14 protein-coding genes are annotated in these 15,374 nt (G+C 68.3%); 11 read left to right on the forward strand and 3 right to left on the reverse strand.

The features are described 5' to 3' along the window. The first annotated feature begins 127 nt into the window (after positions 1-127). From AC1DN2_RS06330 to AC1DN2_RS06340, 3 genes are all read left to right on the forward strand, one after another. Positions 128-853 (forward strand): beta-ketoacyl-ACP reductase, encoded by a 726-nt coding sequence (locus AC1DN2_RS06330; protein ID WP_230008961.1) that lies wholly within the window; start codon positions 128-130, stop codon positions 851-853. 274 nt (positions 854-1,127) lie between these two features. After that, positions 1,128-1,547: an Hsp20/alpha crystallin family protein gene (locus AC1DN2_RS06335; RefSeq protein WP_028275538.1), complete on the forward strand. Its 420-nt coding sequence runs from the start codon at positions 1,128-1,130 to the stop codon at positions 1,545-1,547. 148 nt (positions 1,548-1,695) lie between these two features. Continuing rightward, on the forward strand, positions 1,696-2,472 hold the full coding sequence (locus tag AC1DN2_RS06340) for an SDR family oxidoreductase (protein WP_476849639.1): 777 nt from the start codon (positions 1,696-1,698) through the stop codon (positions 2,470-2,472). A 98-nt stretch (positions 2,473-2,570) separates the two neighbouring features. Here the strand turns inward: AC1DN2_RS06340 and serB are convergent, their stop codons facing one another. Then, entirely contained in the window at positions 2,571-3,578 is a 1,008-nt protein-coding gene (gene serB, locus AC1DN2_RS06345; protein ID WP_476849640.1) for a phosphoserine phosphatase SerB, read from the reverse strand. 132 nt (positions 3,579-3,710) lie between these two features. Between serB and AC1DN2_RS06350 the strand changes: the two genes are divergently transcribed. The 5 genes from AC1DN2_RS06350 to AC1DN2_RS06370 all read left to right on the forward strand — a co-directional run bounded on the left by AC1DN2_RS06350 (position 3,711) and on the right by AC1DN2_RS06370 (position 7,809). Then, positions 3,711-4,496: an ABC transporter ATP-binding protein gene (locus AC1DN2_RS06350; protein WP_476849641.1), complete on the forward strand. Its 786-nt coding sequence runs from the start codon at positions 3,711-3,713 to the stop codon at positions 4,494-4,496. An 18-nt stretch (positions 4,497-4,514) separates the two neighbouring features. Beyond that, positions 4,515-5,300: a sulfite exporter TauE/SafE family protein gene (locus AC1DN2_RS06355; RefSeq protein WP_476849642.1), complete on the forward strand. Its 786-nt coding sequence runs from the start codon at positions 4,515-4,517 to the stop codon at positions 5,298-5,300. Positions 5,301-5,333: 33 nt separating this feature from the next. Next, on the forward strand, positions 5,334-6,143 hold the full coding sequence (locus AC1DN2_RS06360) for a TrmH family RNA methyltransferase (protein ID WP_476849643.1): 810 nt from the start codon (positions 5,334-5,336) through the stop codon (positions 6,141-6,143). A 169-nt stretch (positions 6,144-6,312) separates the two neighbouring features. Beyond that, on the forward strand, positions 6,313-6,570 hold the full coding sequence (locus AC1DN2_RS06365) for a type B 50S ribosomal protein L31 (protein ID WP_476849644.1): 258 nt from the start codon (positions 6,313-6,315) through the stop codon (positions 6,568-6,570). 132 nt (positions 6,571-6,702) lie between these two features. Continuing rightward, positions 6,703-7,809: a lipoate--protein ligase family protein gene (locus AC1DN2_RS06370; RefSeq protein ID WP_476849645.1), complete on the forward strand. Its 1,107-nt coding sequence runs from the start codon at positions 6,703-6,705 to the stop codon at positions 7,807-7,809. Between the two features lie 142 nt (positions 7,810-7,951). Here AC1DN2_RS06370 and pepN read toward each other — a convergent pair whose 3' ends face one another. Together pepN and AC1DN2_RS06380 are read right to left on the reverse strand one after the other, a co-directional pair. Continuing rightward, a complete protein-coding gene (pepN, locus tag AC1DN2_RS06375; RefSeq protein WP_476849646.1) occupies positions 7,952-10,603 on the reverse strand; it encodes an aminopeptidase N in 2,652 nt (883 codons plus the stop codon). Positions 10,604-10,637: 34 nt separating this feature from the next. After that, the gene (locus AC1DN2_RS06380) at positions 10,638-11,663 is read right to left on the reverse strand and encodes a YeiH family protein (RefSeq protein WP_476849647.1); all 1,026 of its coding nucleotides are present in this window, start codon (positions 11,661-11,663) and stop codon (positions 10,638-10,640) included. A gap of 142 nt (positions 11,664-11,805) precedes the next feature. Between AC1DN2_RS06380 and AC1DN2_RS06385 the strand changes: the two genes are divergently transcribed. The 3 genes from AC1DN2_RS06385 to AC1DN2_RS06395 are packed head-to-tail and all read left to right on the forward strand — an operon-like array spanning position 11,806 to position 15,174. Continuing rightward, entirely contained in the window at positions 11,806-13,407 is a 1,602-nt protein-coding gene (locus AC1DN2_RS06385; protein ID WP_476849648.1) for a circularly permuted type 2 ATP-grasp protein, read from the forward strand. Next, positions 13,400-14,326: an alpha-E domain-containing protein gene (locus AC1DN2_RS06390; protein WP_026266338.1), complete on the forward strand. Its 927-nt coding sequence runs from the start codon at positions 13,400-13,402 to the stop codon at positions 14,324-14,326. The genes AC1DN2_RS06385 and AC1DN2_RS06390 overlap by 8 nt, the downstream gene beginning before the upstream one ends. Then, complete coding sequence (locus AC1DN2_RS06395; protein WP_476849649.1) at positions 14,323-15,174, forward strand: transglutaminase family protein; 852 nt, start codon at positions 14,323-14,325, stop codon at positions 15,172-15,174. The genes AC1DN2_RS06390 and AC1DN2_RS06395 overlap by 4 nt, the downstream gene beginning before the upstream one ends. The last annotated feature ends 200 nt before the right edge of the window (positions 15,175-15,374 follow it).

Below are 15,374 nucleotides of genomic sequence, written 5' to 3' on the forward strand. Positions count from 1 at the left end.
GCTTACTTCGATTCTCTCACCATCGGCGGAGCCGCCCAAACGGAAGCGCACCGGGCGCTAAGATCGGAGGCAGGAAAATTCCAGCCCCCAGCGCGGCCCTCCCTGCCGCAGAATCCCGGAGCCCCATATGACTGACACATCCACCACTGGCCGCAGCGTTCTGATCACCGGCGGAAACCGCGGGATCGGCCTGGCCATCGCCGAGTCCTTCCTGGCCAACGGCGACAAGGTGGCCGTGACCTTCCGCAGCGAATCGTCGCTGCCCGAGGGCATCCTCGGCGTCAAAGCGGACGTCACGGACGAAGCGTCGGTGGACGCCGCGTTCGCGGAAGTCGAAGCCGCCCACGGCCCGGTGGAAGTCCTTGTGGCCAATGCCGGCATCACCAAGGACACGCTCCTGATGCGGATGAGCGAAGACGACTTCACCTCGGTGATCGACACGAACCTCACGGGCGCCTTCCGGGTGATCAAGCGCGCATCCAAGGGCATGATCCGGGCGCGCAAGGGCCGCGTGGTGCTGATTTCCTCCGTCTCCGGCCTCTACGGCGCGCCGGGCCAGATCAACTACTCCGCCTCCAAGGCAGGCCTGGTGGGCATCGCCCGGTCGCTCACCCGCGAGCTCGGCGCACGCGGGATCACCGCGAATGTCGTCGCGCCCGGCTTCATCAACACCGACATGACGGCCGAGCTGCCCGAGGCCACGCAGAAGGACTACCTGACCAAGGTTCCCGCCGGCCGCTTCGCCGAGGCCTCCGAGGTCGCCAACGTCGTGCGCTGGATCGCCAGCGACGAGGCGTCCTACATTTCCGGTGCGGTCATTCCGGTCGACGGCGGCCTCGGAATGGGCCACTAGCCCCTGACACAGCAGGACGACGCAGGACTCCTGCTGAGCACAGCGGACGACGGCGGATTCCGCCGTCGTCCGCTGTTCTGTGTCCGCTTGTTCTGAGTCCGCTGTCTATTGCAACCCGGACCGGGCCACTGGAGACGCACAGTTTTCCGGGCCGGGTTCCGGGCCGGGTTCCGCGCCGGGCCTTTTTGCCCTTGGCTCCGGGGCTCCTGGAGCGTGTAATGGGCTCACAGCCCCTGACCATGCCGCGGCAGGGGCGTGGACGCAGGAGGAAATCATGAGTGATCTCAGCAAATGGACGCCCTCGGACATGCTGGAACCGGTCCGCCGCTTCCTTGACGGTGATCTGTCCATAGCGCCAGGGATCAAGATCGAACAGTTCCAGGAGGGCACCACCCTGGTGGTGCGGGCGGAAGCGCCGGGGATCGACCCGGACCGGGACGTCGACGTCTCGGTCGGCGAGGGCGTGCTAAATATTGCGGTGGAGCGGCGGGAGTCGTCCGAGCACAAGAGCAAGGACGGTTACCGCTCGGAGTTCCGCTACGGCCGGGCCGCCCGGAGCATCGCGCTGCCCGCAGGGGTGAGGGAAGAAGACATCACCGCCACGTACAAGGACGGCGTCCTGGAAGTCCGCGCACCGGCGCCCAAGGTTGTGACCGGTGAAGCGACGACGAAGATCCGGATCGACCGCGGCTGACCCACCCCCGGCATGTTCAAGCCACGTGTCGACGGAACTACGCCGCCGGGGCTTCTTTGTGGATGCTGAACAACTGTAATGGCGCGGTCCGCTGGCATGATGGATTGCAGACCCACAGTATTTGGACGTTTGGAACAAAGGAGCTCGTATGGGACTGCTGGAGAACAAGACTGCGATCGTGACCGGTTCGTCGCGCGGAATCGGCGCCGAAGTGGCCAAAATCCTCGCCGCCGAGGGTGCGGCCGTCGTCGTCAACTACCGCCAGAAGGCGCCGCGCGCCAACAAGGTCGTCGCCGAGATCGAAGCCGACGGCGGCCGTGCCGCGGCCGTCGGGGCGGACCTCACCACCCAGGAAGGCGTCCAGGCCCTCGCCAGCGCCGCGATGGAGAACTTCGGCTCGCTCGACCTCCTGGTCCTCAACGCCTCCGGCGGCATGGAGACCGGCATGGAAGAGGGCTACGCGCTGAAGCTGAACCGCGACGCCCAGGTGAACATGCTCAACGCCGCCGTCGCGCTCATGCCCCACGGCTCGCGCGTGGTCTTCGTGACCAGCCACCAGGCCCACTTCATCGACACGGTGCCCACCATGCCCGAGTACGAGCCCGTGGCCCGCAGCAAGCGCGCCGGCGAGGATGCACTCCGGGCACTGGTCCCGAACCTGGCCGAGAAGGGGATCACGCTCGTGGTCGTCTCCGGCGACATGATCGAGGGCACCGTCACGGCCACCCTGCTTGACCGGTCCAACCCCGGCGCCATCGAGGCCCGCCGCGCAGAAGCCGGCAAGCTGTACTCGGTCAAGGAGTTTGCAGCGGAGGTCGCCAAGATGGCCTCGGCCGACGTCGAAACCGGCCACACGGAATACGTTGGCGGTGCGGATTATTTCGGTAAGACCGCGGACCAGGCAGCGGATAAGAGCTCCAGCTAGGCGCAGGCCGCCACGCGCGCCGGGATGGCGCGTAGGGAAGGCACGTCCCGGCAATGTTTGACTAAACATTGCCGGGACGTGCCTTCCCGGTTAATGCATCAGACTCCGGCGATATACCGGACGGCGTCAAGATAGGGAAGGTTGACGGCGGCGTCCGCGGCAGCGCGGACGGCCGGCTTCGCGTTGAAGGCGATGCCGATCCCGGCGGCGCCCAGCATGTCGAGGTCGTTCGCGCCGTCGCCCACGGCGATCGTGTGTTCCATCGGGATGCCCTCGGCCGCAGCCCATTCGCGCAGGTACTTCTCCTTGGCCGCCCGGTCGATCACGTCGCCGAGCACCTTGCCGGTCAGGGCGCCGTCGACGATTTCGAGTTCGTTCGCGATCCAGTAGTGCAGCCCCAGGTCTTCGGCGATCGGCCGGAGGATCTGGTTGAAGCCGCCGGACACGACGGCCACGGCATGGCCGGCAGCCTGGAACGCCGCCACCAGCTCGGCGGCGCCCTCGGTCAGCCTGACCTCGGCGCGGACCGACTCGACGACGTCCGCGGGCAGCCCCGCGAGGACCGCCACCCGGGCGTGCAGGCTCTGGGCGAAGTCCAGCTCGCCGCGCATGGCCGCCTCGGTCACCGCCGTCACTTCCTCGCGCTTGCCGGCGTAGGCGGCCAGCAGCTCGATTACTTCCTGCTGGATGAGGGTGGAGTCCACGTCCATGATGAGGAACTTCCGGGGCGCGCTGCGCAGTGCTGCCGGAACCAGGGCCGTGTCGACGCCCTCGATGCCGGCGGCCGCCAGCGCACGGCGCGCACCGTCCAGGCGGGCTTCCGCAACCGCGGCGGCTGTGGCGGCGTCGGCAGTCCGTCCGTCCCGTCCGGTGTCCGGGCGGCTGTCCGCTCCGCCGGCCTGGGAGTCGCCCCGGGAGGAGTCCAGTGAGTCGTCCTGCACACTGTCCAGTGCGCAGTCGACGGCGTATACCTCGAAGCGGGCGTCGCCGGTCCGGGTTTCCGCCCCGACGCCCAGCCCGGCGGCCGTCAGGAGCGAACGCAGCCGCTGGATGTCGGGAAGGGACAGTTTCAGGCCGTAGCTCACTGCGGTCACGTTCGAACTCATGGCCTCAATCCTAGCGAGCGGGCGGCGGGCGGCCCGAATTCGTTGCGCCCGGGCAGGCGCCGCGTGACGCTCCACGGCAGGGCGCGGCGCCGGTTATCAGTCACCCGCTTTTTTGTCCTAGTGTCTACTCCTATGAGTGATGTTCTTGAAATGGCCGGGGTCAGTGTTGTACGTGGGGCGAAGACGCTCCTGGACAAGGTCGACTGGCAGGTCAAAGAGGGCGAACGCTGGGTGATCCTGGGCCCCAACGGCGCCGGCAAGACCACGCTCCTCCAGCTGGCCGCGGCCCGCATCCACCCGACCTCCGGAATGGCGGGCATCCTCGAGGAAGTCCTCGGCGCCGTCGACGTCTTCGAGCTCCGCCCCCGGATCGGGCTGTCCTCCGCTGCGCTGGCCAGCCAGATCCCCGAGCACGAGAAGGTCCTCAACGTGGTGGTCACCGCCGCGTACGGCGTGACCGGCCGCTGGCGCGAGGGCTACGAGAAGGACGACGAGCGGCGCGCCTTCGGGCTGCTGAACGAGTGGGGGATGGGCCCGCTGCTCAACCGCCCCTTCGCCTCGCTTTCCGAGGGGGAGCGCAAGCGCGTCCAGATTGCCCGCGCCCTCATGACCGATCCCGAGCTCCTGCTCCTGGACGAGCCGGCCGCGGGGCTCGACCTCGGCGGCCGCGAGGACCTGGTCCAGCGCCTGAGCGAACTCGCCCGCGACGACGCCGCCCCGGCGATCGTCCTGGTCACCCACCACCTCGAAGAAGTGCCCCCGGGCTTCACGCACGCGATGCTCATGCGCGACGGCGGCGTCGTGGCTTCCGGCCCGCTGCAGGAGGTCCTCACGGCGGAAAACCTGAGCGAAACGTTCGGCCTGCCGCTGGACGTCAGCGTCAACGCGGGCCGGTACACCGCGACCGCCAGCCGCTGACGGGGCCGCTGACCGCGCGTGGAGCTCCTCAATAGCGCCCTCATATTCTTCGCCGGGCTGTGGGCGGGCACCATCAACAGCGTCGTCGGATCCGGCACCCTGGTCACGTTCCCGGTGCTGATCGCCCTGGGCTACGCCCCCGTCACGGCCTCCATCAGCAACGCCATGGGGCTCGTGGCCGGCAACGCCACCGGCGCCTGGGGCTACCGGAAAGAACTCGAGGGCCGCGGCAAGCAGCTGCTCCGGCTCCTGCCGGCCTCCCTGCTGGGTGCCGTCACCGGCGCTTATCTGCTGTTGCACCTGCCCGAGAAAGTCTTCTACTACGCCGCCCCCGTCCTGATCGTGCTGGCCCTGCTGATGGTGGTCTTCCAGCCGCGGCTGCAGCGGTGGGTGAGGAACCGCGAGGAGAACCCCGAGCACGCGATCCGGGACCGCCGCCACGGTGTCCTGCTCGTGGTGCTGGTGTACCTCGCCGGCGTCTACGGCGGCTACTTCGTCGCGGCCCAGGGCATCCTGTTAGTCGGCATCCTGGGCGTGTTCATGACCGGGACCATCCAGAACGCCAACGCGATGAAGAACTTCCTGGTCCTGGGCGTGAACGTGGTGGCCGCAGCCTCCTACCTCCTGTTCGCCTTCGACCGGATCGACTGGGGTGTGGTCGGGCTGATCGCCGTGAGCTCCCTGATCGGCGGCGTGATTGGCTCCAGGGTGGGGCGCCGGCTCTCCCCGGCGGTCCTGCGCGGGGTCATCTTCACCCTGGGCCTGGTGGCGCTGGGGTTCATGACCGCCAACCTGTTCAAATAGCCCTTCCAACAGCCTCCCAGGAATGACCTGCCCGTGACCTTTCACTTTCTTGAATCCGCCGACGACCCGCGGGTTGCGGACTACACGCAGCTCACGGACGTGCACCTGCGTAAAATCCGGGAACCCGCCGAGGGCCTGTACATCGCCGAGTCCTCCCGCGTCCTGCGCCGGGCCCTGGCCGCAGGGCACCGGCCGCGGTCCTTTTTCCTGGCCGAGAAGTGGGCCGGGGACCTCGCCGACGTCTTTGAGCAGTACCCGGACGTCCCGGCCTACATCGGCCCCGCGGCGCTGCTGGAGCAAATCACCGGTTTCCATCTGCACCGCGGCGCCATGGCCGCCATGCACCGGCCCGCCCCGGTGCCGCTGGCGGACCTGCTCGCCGGAGCCCGCCGGGTTGCGGTGCTGGAGGACATCGTGGACCACACGAACGTCGGGGCCATTTTCCGCTCGGCCGCGGCCTTGGGCGTGGATGCCGTCCTGGTCTCGCCGCGCTGCGGGGATCCGCTCTACCGCCGCAGCGTGCGGGTCAGCATGGGCACCGTGTTCCAGATTCCGTGGGCCCGGCTGGAGGACTGGGCGGAAGGCCTGGCCGCGCTGCAGGAGCAAGGCTTCACCGTGGCGGCCATGGAACTCACGGATGACGCGGTGGACCTCGACGTGCTCGCGGCGCGCCGCCCGGAGCGGCTGGCCCTGGTGCTGGGCACGGAAGGCGCGGGCATGAGCGAAGGAACCCTGGCCGCCGTCGACCTCGCAGTGAAAATCCCGATGCGCCCGGGCGTCGATTCGCTCAACGTCGCCGCGGCGTCGGCGGTGGCGTTCTGGGAGCTCCGCCCGAAGGACTGAGGCCCCTGCATCGTGCGGCGGCCGCGCCGCGCTGACGTGCGCCAATGGTGTTCGTCAGCGGTCCGGGGATCGGCTATCATTGATAGCTGGCCGTCCGGTGCTTTCCGCCGGCCATCCCATTCATACCTGGCAACTGGCAAAATCCAGTTGTGCGAACAAAGGTCCAATTATGAAGTCTAATACTCACCCGAAGTACGAAGCTGTTGTTTTCAACGACCTGGCTTCCGGCGTCAAGTTCCTGACCAAGTCCACCGTGTCTTCTTCGAAGACCATCGAGTGGGAAGACGGCAAAACCTACCCGGTCATCGACGTCGAAATCTCCTCCGAGTCCCACCCGTTCTACACGGGCAAGCAGCGCATCATGGACTCCGCAGGCCGCGTCGAGCGCTTCAACGCTCGCTTCAAGGGCTTCGGCGGCAAGAAGTAACTTTCTTCCCCAAGGTCTTACGGAAAGCCCGCACCGGCAACGGTGCGGGCTTTCTGCGTCTCTGCTGCCGTTCCGGCTAACCGGGCGACCCGGGTTCCCGGGTTCCCGGACGCATGCGGCAGGATGGAGGTCATGACATCCCATCCCGCGGCCACCGCCCCCAGCCCCGACGACGACGGCGGCGGCCGTCACCACGGCGAGTACAAGGTCCCGGGCGGCAAGCTCGTGGTCGCCGACTTCGACGTCGTCGACGGCGTCCTGGCCCACGTCTCGCTGAGCGGGGACTTCTTCCTCGAACCCGACGAGGCGCTGCCGGAGATTAACCGGGCGCTCACCGGGCTGCCCGTTGAGACCAGTGCCGCGGACATCGCGGACGCCGTGACGGCGGCGCTGCCCGAAGGCACCGTGCTGTTCGGTTTTTCCGCCGACGCCGTCGCCGTCACCGTCCGCCGCGCCCTGGCGAAGGCCACCGGCTGGTCGGACCACCACTGGAACATCATCGCCCCGTCCGTCCTCCCCACCCACGTCAACGTCGCCCTGGATGAGGTCCTCACCGAGGAAGTCGGCGCCGGGCGGCGCAATCCCACCCTGCGGTTCTGGGACTGGGAGGAGCCCTCCGTGGTGATCGGCAGCTTCCAGTCCGTCCGCAACGAACTCCATCCCGAGGGCGTGGCCCGGCACGGCATCAGCGTGGTCCGGCGGATTAGCGGCGGGGGAGCGATGTTCATGGAGGCCGGAAACTGCATCACCTACTCGCTGTACCTCCCGCAGACCCTCGTGGACGGCATCAGCTTTGCGGACTCCTACCGCTTCCTCGACGCCTGGGTGATGGCGGCCCTGGAAAAGGTCGGCATCAGCGCCTTCTACGTGCCGCTCAATGACATCGCCACCGAGCACGGCAAGATCGGCGGCGCCGCGCAGAAGCGACTCGCCAACGGCGGCATGCTGCACCACGTCACCATGAGCTACGACATCGACGCCGACAAGATGGTGGAGGTCCTGCGGATCGGCAAGGAGAAACTGTCCGACAAGGGCACCAGGAGCGCCAAGAAGCGCGTGGATCCGCTCCGCCGCCAGACCGGCCTGGCCCGCGCCGAAATCGTTGCAGCGATGATGGACGTCTTCGCCGAACGCTACGGCGCGACACCGTCCATCCTCACCGACGCAGAGCTGGAGGCCGCCCGCCGCCGCGTGGAGACCAAGTTCGGCACCACGGAGTGGCTGCACCGGGTCCCGTAGGAGCCTGTTCTTTAAGAAGCCCGCTCCCTAACAGCCTTCATCCCCATCGGCTGCTCCCCACCGGCACCCTCGCCTCGCAAGCTCGGCCAGGGAACCCTGCCGGCGTGGGCCCAGCCGCCGATTTCAGCCGTCAAAAGGGCCGTTACGGAGCAGTCGATGGTGCCTGGGCCGGTGCTGTCAGTGCCTGCGCCCTGAGGGAACGGTGCAGCTGGCTGCGCTGTTCGATGATGATCCGGCGCAGGGCACGCGGCGCATCAGGGTGGGCGGCCAGCCACTGGTCGGTGCGGACAATCACGGCGTGGGTTTCGGGCGTTCCGCCGTCCAGGTCCTGTGCCGCGGGGTAGAAGCCGCGGATAATCCGGCTGGCGATCTCGATGCTCCGGTCCGCCCAGACGTCCTCGAGGGATTCGAAGTACGGGTCGATGAACCCGGCCAGCAGGGAGGCCGCGCCGGTGTTGAACCCGGCAATCGTGGCGCCGAGGAGCTGGTTGGACAGGCCGGTGCCGTGGACGGCGGCCTCCCAGGCGGCCGCCTTGACGGATGCCTCGGGGCGCGCGGCGAGGGCCGTGGCGTGCCCGGACTTGCCTGCCGCCGTGTTGTCCCGGGCGAGCTCCTGGTCGAGCTGCTCCTGCGGGGCCTGGCCGTTGGCCGCCAGGGCATGCCAGAGATTCCAGCGCAGTTCGGCGTCCACGGCGAGGCCATCGATCACCGTGCTACCGTCCAGGATGCCCCTGAGCAGGTCCAGCTGGCCGGCGTCGTAGCGGCTGGTTGCGGCAAGGGTCCGGGCCCAGGCCAATTGCTGGTCGGAACCCGGCGCTGCCGCGTGCAGCTGTTCGGCGGCCGTGGTGAGGAAGCCGTGGCGCACGGCATCGCGCTGGCCCCGGGGCACGTAGCGTTCCACTGCCGTCGAGGCATTGCCCAGGACATTGAGGAGGACGCCGATGCCCGGCTCGGCGGGCCCGAAGCGCTCGACGGCGTCGACGTAGAGTGCGGCCGGTGTGACGGCATCCCGGGCCGAGTCCCACAGCGCCGTCCAGCACAGCGCCCGCGCCATGGGGTCGTCCAGCTTGTCCAGGGAGCCGCGGACAGTGGCCTCGGAATGCGGGTCCAGCCGGACCTTGGCGTAGCTGAGGTCCTCGTCATTGACCAGCAGCAGCGCAGGGCGCGGTTTGCCGGCCAGCGCGGTCACATCGGTCCGGGCGCCGCGAACATCGGTCTCGACGCTGTCAGTGCGGACCAAGGCGCCGGCGTCGTCGAAATCGTAGAGGCCGATCCGCAGCCGGTGCGGGCGGGGCTCCTGCCGGCCGGTGGTGGGATCCACGGCGTCCTGCAGGACGGCGACGGAGCTGAGCGCGCTGCTGTCTTCGGTGGATTCGGTGGATTCGGTGATTTCGCTGGACAGGGTGGAGATGCCGGAGGTCTGGAGCCATTGGCGGGCCCATTCGCTGAGGTCGCGGCCGGACGCGGCGCTGAGGGCGGCCAGCAGTTCGGCGAGGGTGGTGTTGCCGTAGGCGTGGTCCCGGAAGTACTGGCGGGACCCGGCGATGAAGGCTTCGAACCCGACGTAGGCCACCAGCTGCTTGAGCACCGATGCGCCCTTGGCGTAGGTGATGCCGTCGAAGTTCTGCTTCGCGGCTTCCAGGTCCGGGATGTCGGCGACGATCGGGTGGGTGGTGGGCAGCTGGTCCTGGACGTAGGCCCACGCCTTACGGTTGTTGGCGAAGTTCACCCAGGCCGTGTCCCAGTCCGTGGTCCGGTCCACGCCGAGGGTGCCCATGTAATCAGCGAAGGATTCCTTGAGCCACAAATCATCCCACCACTTCATGGTGACGAGGTCCCCGAACCACATGTGCGCCATCTCGTGCAGGAGCGTGTTGGCGCGGGCCTGGTACTGCGAATCGGCGGCCCGGGAGGTGAAGACGTAGCTTTCGGTGAAGGTCACCAGGCCCGGGTTTTCCATGGCGCCGAGGTTGTACTCAGGGACGAACGCTTGCTCGTATTTGCCCCACGGGTAAGGGAAATCAAAGAGTTCGTTGAAGAAGGACAGCCCGTTCCTGGTGAGGCGGAACAGGGCGTCGGTGTCGAAGGACGCGGCCATGGAGGCTCGGCAGTAGAGCGCCAGCGGTACGTCCAGAACGGTGCCGTCGGCGAGCGTGCCGCGCCAGGCGTCCTCGGCCTTGAAGTACGGTCCGGCGAGGACGGTGGTGATGTAGGTGGACATCGCCTTGGTGGGCGCGAAGTCCCAGCGGCTCGTGGCGGGATCACTCGTCAGTTGGGTGCGCAGCACCTCGGCGCCGTTGGAGGACACCTGCCAGTCGGAGGGGGCCATGACGTGGAAGGTGAACTCGGCCTTCAGGTCGGGCTGTTCGAAGTTCGCGAACACCCGGCGGGCGTCGGCGGGTTCATACTGCGTGTAGAGGTAGCACTGGCCGTCGGCGGGATCGACGAAGCGGTGCATGCCTTCACCGGAGGTGCTGTACAGGGCGGTTCCCGTGATGGTGACCTGGTTCTCCGGCTGCAGGTTTTCGAGCCGGATCCGGGAACCGTCCACGACGTCGGCGACGGCGAGTCCCTTGCCGTTGAGGAAGACGCTGTGCACGCTGCCGGCGATGAAATCCACGAAGGTCGTCGCGCCGGGTTCGCTGGCCGAGAAGGAGATGATGCTGCGGCTCGTGTAGCCGGCGACGTTCGGGTCGGCCGCCTGCCGGACGTCGAGGGAGACATCGTAGCTGTGAGTGGTGATGAGGGCGGCGCGGTCCGCGGCCTCGTCGCGGCTCAGATTCTGGTTTGACACCCCGCTATCTAATCACGGGAGCGTGTGTGCCCGGTCACGCCGGCGGGAACATCAGGAAGGCGGCCGCCAGGCCCAGCAGGGCGATCAGCAGCCAGGACGCCAGCGCGGCCAGCAGCGCGCGTGCGCCAGTGTGCAGCAGCTGGCCCACCCGGACGGCGGAGCCCAGCCCGAACAGCGCCATGCCGAGCAGCAGGTCCTGGACGGCGGCGGCCGCGTCCAGGGCCGCGGGGGAGAGCCACCCGGCGGTGCGCAGGCCCGCCAGGGCCACGAATCCGATGACGAACAGCGGGACCACCGGGGGGCGCTTGGCGCCGTCGGCTGCGGTGCCCAGCCGGTGATGGAAGCCCGCGGCGGCAACCATCGGTGCCAGCAGGATCACCCGGGTGAGTTTGACGACGACGGCGACGGCCAGCGCCGCGGTGCCGGCGGTCTGGGCGGTGGCGACCACCTGCCCGACGTCGTGGACGGAGGCGCCGGTCCACGCCCCGAAGATCTCCGGACCCAGGCCCAGCGGCCGCGCGAGCAGCGGCAGCACACCGATCGCCAGCGTGCCGCACAGGGTCACGAGTGCCACCGGCAGCACGGTTTCCTCCTGCCGGATTCGGCGCACGGCGGCCATCGCCCCGATCGCGGACGCCCCGCAGATGGCGAATCCCGTGGCCACCAGCAGCGCCACGCGGGGCGGCAGCCGGAAGAGTCTGCTGATTCCGTACGTCCCGGCGAAAGCGGCCAGCACGACGGCGGTCACGAGCAGGAGCGCAGCCCAGCCCAGGCCCAGCACGTCGCCGAGGCTGACTTTCAGCCCCAGCAGCACGATCCCGGCCCGCATGAGGTGCTTGCCGGCGAAGTCCAGCCCGGGCCGCGCCGGCCCGGCGGTCCAGCCAGACACGCCCGGCAGGTTGGCCGCCAGCAGCCCGAGGAGCACGGCCATTGTCATCGCCGGCAGCGCGGGAAGGAGCAGGTGGGCGGCGACGGCGACGGCGACGGCCGCCGCGGCGCCGGCCAGGCCTGGCGCGGCGTCTCTCAGGGCTGAGGCGGGGGCGGATCTCTTGGGGGGCACGCCCCTACATTGCCGTACCCGGCCGGAAAACCCGTAACCGCGGCCGTCCCGGCAGGTGGCCCGGACTGCGCGGCCAGCACTGAGCGCCGCGCCGCGGGCCGCCGAAATGATTTCGCAACAAAAAAGTGGTTGGCTAGTGACCATGTCTGACCTATTCCAGGAATACTCCGAGGCCGCCGGCCGCACCGGCGCCTACGACGAGATGTTTGCCCCCGGCCAGCAGGCCCGGAGATCTTACGGGCAGGTGGCCCTGGCCCTGCGCGAACTCTCGTTGGCTGACGTCAGCGCCCGCGCCGATTCCATGGCCCGGACCTTCCTGGACCGCGGCGTGACCTTCGACTTCGCGGGTGAGGAACGGCCCTTCCCCCTGGACATCGTCCCCCGCGTGATCCCCGCCGATGAGTGGAGCGTCCTGGAACGCGGTGTGGCCCAGCGCGTCCGCGCCCTTGAAGCCTTCCTCAATGACGTCTACGACAAGATGACCGTGGTGTCCGACGGCGTCATCCCGCGCCAGCTCGTCACGACGAGCGCGCACTTCCACCGCCAGGTGCACGGCTTTGAGCCGGCCGGCGGCGTCCGGGTCCACATTTCCGGAATCGACGTCGTCCGCGACGCCGAGGGCACGTTCCGGGTCCTGGAGGACAATGTGCGCGTACCCTCGGGCGTCAGCTACGTCCTCGAGAACCGCCGGGCCATGGCCAAGGGCCTGCCCGAGGCTTTCGGTCAGCAGCTCATCCGCCCGGTCGAGGAGTACCCCCGCCGGCTCCTGTCCGCCCTGCGGAAGACGGCGCCCTCCGGCGTCGACGATCCCACCGTGGTGGTCCTGACCCCCGGCGTGTTCAACAGCGCCTACTTCGAGCACACCCTGCTCGCCGGACTCATGGGTGTCGAACTCGTCGAGGGCCGCGACCTCATCTGCCGCGGCAACCGGGTCTACATGCGCACCACCGCGGGCGAGCAGCGCGTGGACGTCATCTACAAACGCATCGACGACGAATTCCTGGACCCGCTGCAGTTCCGTGCCGACTCCATGCTCGGCTGCCCCGGCCTGGTCAACGCCGCCCGCGCCGGCGGCGTCACGATCGCCAACGCCGTGGGCAACGGCGTCGCCGATGACAAGCTGGTCTACAGCTACGTGCCCGACCTCATCCGGTACTACCTCAACGAGGAGCCCGTGATCGCCAACGTGGACACGTTCCGGCTCGAAGAGAAGGAGGCCCGGGAACACGTCCTGGACCGCCTGGACGAGCTCGTGGTCAAACCGGTGGACGGCTCGGGCGGCAAGGGCCTCGTGATCGGCCCGGACGCGTCCAGGGACGAACTCGACGCCCTGCGCAAGCGGATCATCGCCGACCCCCGCGGATGGATCGCCCAGCCGGTCCTGCAGCTGTCCACGGTGCCGACGCTCAGCGGCGACAAGTTCGGCCCCCGGCACGTGGACCTGCGCCCCTTCGCCGTCAACGACGGCGAGGACGTCTGGGTTCTCCCCGGCGGACTGACCCGCGTGGCGCTCAAGGAGGGATCGCTGATCGTCAATTCCAGCCAGGGCGGCGGTTCCAAGGACACGTGGGTCCTGGCCGATTCCCCGCAGGTCCCCGTCGAAGTGATCCCGCGGCCCACCATCGCAGTCCGCGAGCGGGTTTCGGTCTGGCCGGTGGAGAGCAACTGGCGCGACAGCCAGAAAGAGCAGCAACAGCAGCAGCAGCAAATTTCTGACGCGCAGGAGGTAACCGCGAATGCTTAGCCGTATTGCCGAGTCACTGTTTTGGATCGGCCGCTACGTGGAACGGGCCGACGGCACCGCCCGGATCCTCGACGTCCACCTCGAACGGCTCAACCATCTGCCCATGGAGGAACAGCGCAGCGTGGCGCAGGAACTCCTCGCCGTCATGGGTGCCCGCGCACAAAGCGACGATTTCGGCCTGCCCGAACTGCTCAACGCCCTCGCCTACGACAAGCAGAGTGCCACCTCCATTGCCGGTTCCCTCGGTGCCGCACGGGAAAACGCCCGCCGAGCCCGCGAGACCGTCTCCTCCGGGCTCTGGGAAAGCCTCAACACGACCTACTACGGGCTCAACCAGCACCGCAAGGACGTGGTGGGCACCTACCGGTTCTGCAACTGGGTCCTGGAGCGCACCGCCATGGTCAGCGGCCTCGCCGACACCACCGTCAGCCACGACGAGAGCTGGCAGTTCCTGGTCCTGGGCCGGTCGCTGGAGCGTGCGGACATGACCGCGCGCATGCTCTCCACCCGCGATGTCCTCTCGGCCGGCATGTCCTGGGTGAACATGCTCCGCTGCGCCGGGGCCTACGAATCCTTCCTGCGGACCCGCCGGGCTGCGTTCGGGGACCAGCACGCGGCCGAATTCCTGCTGCTGGACCGGCTGTTCCCGCGGTCCATCGTCTACGCGCTGCGCGACGCCGACGAGTGCCTGGCAAAGCTCGACCCCTCGGCCCAGCGCGTCGGCTTCATCAACGACGCCCGCCGGATCGTCGGGCAGGCCCGCACCTTCCTGGAGTTCCACCGCACCGATGACCTCATGTCGGAGCTGCCGGAGCACATGGAGCGGGTGCAAAAGGCCGTGTCGCAGGCCTCGGACGCCATTTCCCGTAAGTACTTCAATCAGGCAGACGAACTGGCCTGGGTGGGAGAAGTTTCATGACCCGGCTGAACATCGTCCACAAGACGGCCTACAAGTACAACAAACGCGTGACCCTGTCCTACAACGAGGCCCGGATGACCCCGCTGACGGACCCGCAGCAGGTGGTACTTGAGTCCTCCATGAAGGTTTCGCCCTCACAGGCGGCCCTGAGCAGCTACCGCGACTACTGGGGCACCCGGGTGACCGCCTTCGACATGCAGATGCCGCACGAGCACCTCGAGGTGCTGTCCACCACCACCGTCGAGGTGCACCGGGTCGAGAAGATCGCAACCGAGGCCGACATCGTCGGCTGGGACGTCCTGGCCGCACCGGAAACCCTGAACCAGTTCAGCGACTGGATTCCCCAGTCCCAGCTGACAGGCCCCGGCTCCGAGGTGCTCGCCATCATTCCCGGCGTCGTCGACGGGAAATCGCCGCACGAGGCCGCCATGGCGGTCTTTGCCTGGATGCGCGGTGAAATGACCTACATGAAGGGCTCCACCGGCGTCACCACCAACGCCGAACAGGCCTGGAACCAGCGGCAGGGCGTCTGCCAGGACCTGGCGCACCTCGCCATCGGGTCACTGCGCAGCTGCGGTATCCCGGCCCGCTACGTGTCCGGTTACCTTCACCCGCGTTCGACGGCGGAGCTCGGCGAGACAGTTGCCGGCCAGTCGCATGCGTGGCTCGAGTGGTGGGACGGCGAATGGCGCAGCTGGGACCCGACCAACCACAAACCCGCGGGGGACTTCCACGTCACCGTGGCCCGGGGCCGCGACTACCGCGACGTGCCGCCGCTCAAGGGCATCCTGTCCGGCGGCGGGGGATCGGCCCTCAGCGTCAGCGTGGAGATCACCCGCGTCGCCTGACCGCACGCCGCGCCCCACGTTGCGCTATCAGATCGGGTTGCCCTGAAGCCCTGTGCTGTCTCACCTCATCGTTGACACTTCATGTCTCAACTGATCGTGGACGGTTCATGTCTCAGGACTTCGTGGACGGTTGCCTGCCCGTGCCGTTGAGGCCGATGTAGACGGTTCCTTTGGGCGGGCGCGGGTGGCTGATGATTTCG

The sequence above is a fragment of the Arthrobacter sp. 01L42 genome, assembly GCF_056400005.1.

Excerpts from the sequence above, each read along its gene's own strand:
- AC1DN2_RS06340 (WP_476849639.1), top strand. The coding sequence starts at position 1,696 with ATGGGACTGCTGGAGAACAAGACTGCGATCGTGACCGGTTCGTCGCGC.
- AC1DN2_RS06370 (WP_476849645.1), top strand. The coding sequence starts at position 6,703 with ATGACATCCCATCCCGCGGCCACCGCCCCCAGCCCCGACGACGACGGC.
- AC1DN2_RS06365 (WP_476849644.1), top strand. The coding sequence starts at position 6,313 with ATGAAGTCTAATACTCACCCGAAGTACGAAGCTGTTGTTTTCAACGAC.
- AC1DN2_RS06350 (WP_476849641.1), top strand. The coding sequence starts at position 3,711 with ATGAGTGATGTTCTTGAAATGGCCGGGGTCAGTGTTGTACGTGGGGCG.
- AC1DN2_RS06385 (WP_476849648.1), top strand. The coding sequence starts at position 11,806 with ATGTCTGACCTATTCCAGGAATACTCCGAGGCCGCCGGCCGCACCGGC.
- AC1DN2_RS06395 (WP_476849649.1), top strand. The coding sequence starts at position 14,323 with ATGACCCGGCTGAACATCGTCCACAAGACGGCCTACAAGTACAACAAA.
- AC1DN2_RS06335 (WP_028275538.1), top strand. The coding sequence starts at position 1,128 with ATGAGTGATCTCAGCAAATGGACGCCCTCGGACATGCTGGAACCGGTC.
- AC1DN2_RS06330 (WP_230008961.1), top strand. The coding sequence starts at position 128 with ATGACTGACACATCCACCACTGGCCGCAGCGTTCTGATCACCGGCGGA.
- serB (WP_476849640.1), bottom strand. The coding sequence starts at position 3,578 with ATGAGTTCGAACGTGACCGCAGTGAGCTACGGCCTGAAACTGTCCCTT.
- AC1DN2_RS06390 (WP_026266338.1), top strand. The coding sequence starts at position 13,400 with ATGCTTAGCCGTATTGCCGAGTCACTGTTTTGGATCGGCCGCTACGTG.